Here is a 3,720-nt window from a genome sequence, read left to right as displayed (position 1 = left end):
GGCAGACGCGGCAAAACTGAAACAGGTACTGATTAATGTTATCGGCAATGCCACTAAGTTCACCGACAAAGGAAGCATCACCATTTCTACAGAAATTCAATCTAGTAATGGTAAATCCCAAGTGGTGGTGATAGTTAAAGATACAGGTATAGGTATTGATCCCGGTCAACAACACAAACTATTTCGCCCCTTTGTGATGGTGAATGGCACAACCACGCGCCAGTTTGAAGGTACTGGGCTAGGATTAGCAATTTCACGGAACTTAATCGAACTCATGGGAGGCAGCATTACTCTTGAGAGTACAGGACTTCATCAAGGTACGACACTGAAAATTACCTTACCTTTAATTGATATCTCGCTGTTACCTGCTTCCAAAAAAGATGAAAATGCCGGGGATCTGGGATTTTCCTCTGAGAATAAGGGGACAAAAGCAAGCCAATATTCTAACCTACAGCAGTCTGGGGGAAGTCCATCTTTGGGAAGCAACAAATCTGTAAAAGTAGGTGCAGAGAAAGAAAAGTCGATGAAGTTTCAGGTGTTACTTGGGAATGAGACTTACGAGATTAGTCTTTCACCACAGCAAACTCTCTTGGTAAGTCTTCCAAAAACAGAAGTTTATGCAAATGGAACTTCTGAAAGGTAATTTTTACTAGACTCTAATTCAAAATTCAAAAAAATAAATTGGAATCCTCACTCCTAACGGCTATGGTTTTGACGCAGATTTAGAAGTGTTACTAAATAGCCAAGACACAAGATTAGGAATTGTAGCAGCCCCAAAAGAGAACAGCGCAATAATTGCATCACGAGGTAAAACACCATCTAACCAGCTACCCTGGATTCTGGAGACAGGGAAATCCTGATCTAGACCAATTTGAATCTGTTTAGTTTTACCAGAAAAGCGGGCTTCTATGCCCTTTTGGGGGACAATTTGCAGATGGCGTATTAGTTGAATATTTAAAGGAATATCAGGGTTTTCTCCCATGAGAAATTGATTTTTTTTAATTTCTTGCTCCTGCCCTACCATGCGAATTTTGCCTTCTACAATAGTAGAAACATCTAAATCATCTCTGAGATCGCTGCCATTTCTATCTACATCTATAAACTGAACATTTTTGGTTTCTATCTTGCCCCGAAACCATTGCTCTGATTCAAATTTGGCAGGTTTGTCTAAGGTAATATAAATATTGGTGTTTTGTGGAAATTCTAAGTTAAATTCTTGATTATCTGGATTTAAAATAAATTCTAGAGGTGTTTGATTATCTAGTTGTTTTTGTAAATTTAAATCTGGTAATTCATAGCCTTCTACTATAACTTTGATTGGTTGTTCACCTAAATACAGTTTTAATATATTAGCGTTATTTTTTAGGTCTAGTTTAGGATTTCGCTGTAGGGAGAAAGCCAACTGATTACGGTAAAAGTCATAATTTAACTCAGTTACTTTTGTATTAGGTTGTAGCCGCAGTTCATTCAATTCGATTTTGCTAGTAGCTTCGAGATTAGCCGGAGCAATAATCCATTTACTTTCGCGGTCTTTAAGTTTGATTTTTAACGAATTTGACTGATTAAGTTGGGGCAATTCACTTTGGAATTTGCCTGTGAAAGTTAAGGTTTGAATGCCTTCACTTTCCAGTTCTTTAATACCACGAATATTTTCAATAAAGCGTTTGGGTTGCTGTCCATTATAGATAAAGCTCATTTCTTGAGAAATGATATTACCTTCAAAGGTATGAGTCCCAGGTGCGATCGCAGCAATAGTACCGATAGTCAAAAATAAAAGTACCACCAGCCCCAACAATAAACTTTGATGATTTGAAATCGTTCGTAGTAAGCGCTTCAGCGCTAAAATGCTGACTCCAAACCACGCAACTAGATGTGTTTTCAGAGAAGTCAACCATTGGCGAATCTTAATGAAGTCGGGAAATTGTTTGGCTTTTTGCCGAGATGCCATGATTTATTTCAACCAATTTGGGTTATGTTCAAATACTATTCGCCTTTCGATGCGATCGCTAGGTTCATTTCTTCGTTCAATATTAGCAACGTAGCGCAGTTCATAGCGCCCAGATGGGGCATTACCATCCCAGGTAAAAATAGTTTCACCCTTTTTCGGGTTAGGGCGGGAAGTGCTATAAATTGCTTTTTCACCTTGGGGAAGGATTTCAAAGGTGGTAAATCTGACTCGATCCTCAGAATAAAAGACAAATTCATACTTACCAGAAGTTTGCCCCAGGATGACTGGAACATACACAGGTTGGGAACCAAGGCTATAGGATGCCACAGCGCGGAGTTTATTTGCTGGTATTTTGGCTTCTCTGAGAACGTAAGTATCCCACCTAAAGCTGAAACCTGAACCATTCTTAGACAATAACAAGTCATCCATCTGATAGTGATAATTATCGCCCAATGATTTCACTACTATTTGGGGGTTGTTTCCACCATTTATTTGAGGAATTTGTACTGTGAGAGTTTTGCCGAAACTGGCAAGGTTGCGAGTAGCAATAGAAATTAGACTCAAGCTGTTACCGCTTAAGGGTTCGAGTTTAATACCTTCGCAACGGTTGGGTGGTTTACGGCGGATGTAATCAGTAGTGCGGGGGTTTCCTTCTGGGCAAGAAGCAGCAGCAGGAAGATGACTGATGCTGAGAATTAATAAGCTGGCAAGGATAATTTTATAATTCATGGTTTGTTGTAGAGACGCGATTCATCGCGTCTATATTAATGTTCCAAGTGGACAGTTGTTTTTGAAGTTCAGACATGGGATAAGCGAAATCTTGGTCTTCACCTTTTTTGCGGGCAAAAACGATGCCTAAAAGTTGATTTTGCGGGTCAAGCACAGGACTACCAGAATAACCAGGTGTGAGTGCGGCTTGAGATATTTCTAATTGCTGTTCTTCATAGCTACTGATTTGTCCTGATTGCATAGACCAAGATTTATCTTCACCTCTTTGAGCAGAATGACCGATAATCCGAATGGGCATTTTTGAAGTGATAGAAGTTGAAGAGATGGGTAAAGGTCGAATATCTTCTGGCAGATTCCCGATAACTTCCAAAACGGCTAAATCGAGTTGTTCGTCTGTGGATGTCATTTTGAACAGCTTGGCATCTCGCCGCATTCGCACTCGGTTGGGTGGTGGTGAACTGAAAAATTCCACTTGGATATTTTTACCCTCTTCATAGCCATCAAAAATAATATGACGATTGGTAAGAATTAATGTCCGATCGCCATCTCGTTTAATTACTACACCAGTTCCAATCTCGATTCCCTGGCGATCGCGGCTAGAAAACTCGGCAGTGATCCGTACTACAGAACGCTTAATGGGTACAGTTGGATCATTTTTAGGCAACCATTGGCGATCGTCTTCTACGCTAGCTAATTTATTTTGTTGCTCTGTCCATAACTGCCTTGCTTCTATATTGTTGTTCCTGGCATAGATATAATAGGGGTCAATTTGTTCTGCTTTGTCAAACTCATCAATGGCTTCTTTTAGCTTCCCTTGCTCTTGGAGCGATAAACCCAAGCCATTGTGAGCTAAGGTATAGTTGGGGTTGAGTTGAATTGCTTTTTCGTAGGCGGTAACTGCTGCATCTAATTTCTTCTGCCTTTTAAATGTGTAGCCAAGAAGACTGTGAGTTGTTGCATCTTGTGAGTTGAGTTGAATGGATTTTTGACAAGCTGTTATTGCTTCGTCAAGTTTGTTCTGGTCATCTAACACATGACACAGA

The 3,720-nt window shown here is 39.9% G+C and carries 4 protein-coding genes; 1 reads left to right on the top strand and 3 read right to left on the bottom strand.

The window, feature by feature from the left end; all coding sequences use genetic code 11:
• Positions 1-643, top strand: a 643-nt coding sequence (locus VB732_RS22040; RefSeq protein WP_323233033.1) for an ATP-binding protein, incomplete at its 5' end; no start/stop codon positions are given.
• Positions 644-703: 60 nt separating this feature from the next.
• Here the strand turns inward: VB732_RS22040 and VB732_RS22035 are convergent.
• The 3 genes from VB732_RS22035 to VB732_RS22025 form a co-directional block, all read right to left on the bottom strand.
• The gene (locus VB732_RS22035; RefSeq protein ID WP_323233032.1) at positions 704-1,948 is read right to left on the bottom strand and encodes a hypothetical protein; all 1,245 of its coding nucleotides are present in this window, start codon (positions 1,946-1,948) and stop codon (positions 704-706) included.
• A gap of 3 nt (positions 1,949-1,951) precedes the next feature.
• A complete protein-coding gene (locus tag VB732_RS22030) occupies positions 1,952-2,677 on the bottom strand; it encodes a hypothetical protein (protein ID WP_323233031.1) in 726 nt (241 codons plus the stop codon).
• Positions 2,667-3,720: trypsin-like peptidase domain-containing protein (locus VB732_RS22025; RefSeq protein WP_323233030.1), on the bottom strand; the 1,054-nt coding region annotated here is incomplete at its 5' end. The genes VB732_RS22030 and VB732_RS22025, both read right to left, overlap by 11 nt.

The organism is Nostoc sp. UHCC 0252 (assembly GCF_034931145.1).
Classification (GTDB): Bacteria; Cyanobacteriota; Cyanobacteriia; order Cyanobacteriales; family Nostocaceae; genus Nostoc.
This window is presented reverse-complemented; position numbering and strand designations above follow the sequence as displayed.

Coding starts and splice junctions, on each gene's coding strand:
- VB732_RS22035 (WP_323233032.1), bottom strand. CDS start 1,948: ATGGCATCTCGGCAAAAAGCCAAACAATTTCCCGACTTCATTAAGATT.
- VB732_RS22030 (WP_323233031.1), bottom strand. CDS start 2,677: ATGAATTATAAAATTATCCTTGCCAGCTTATTAATTCTCAGCATCAGT.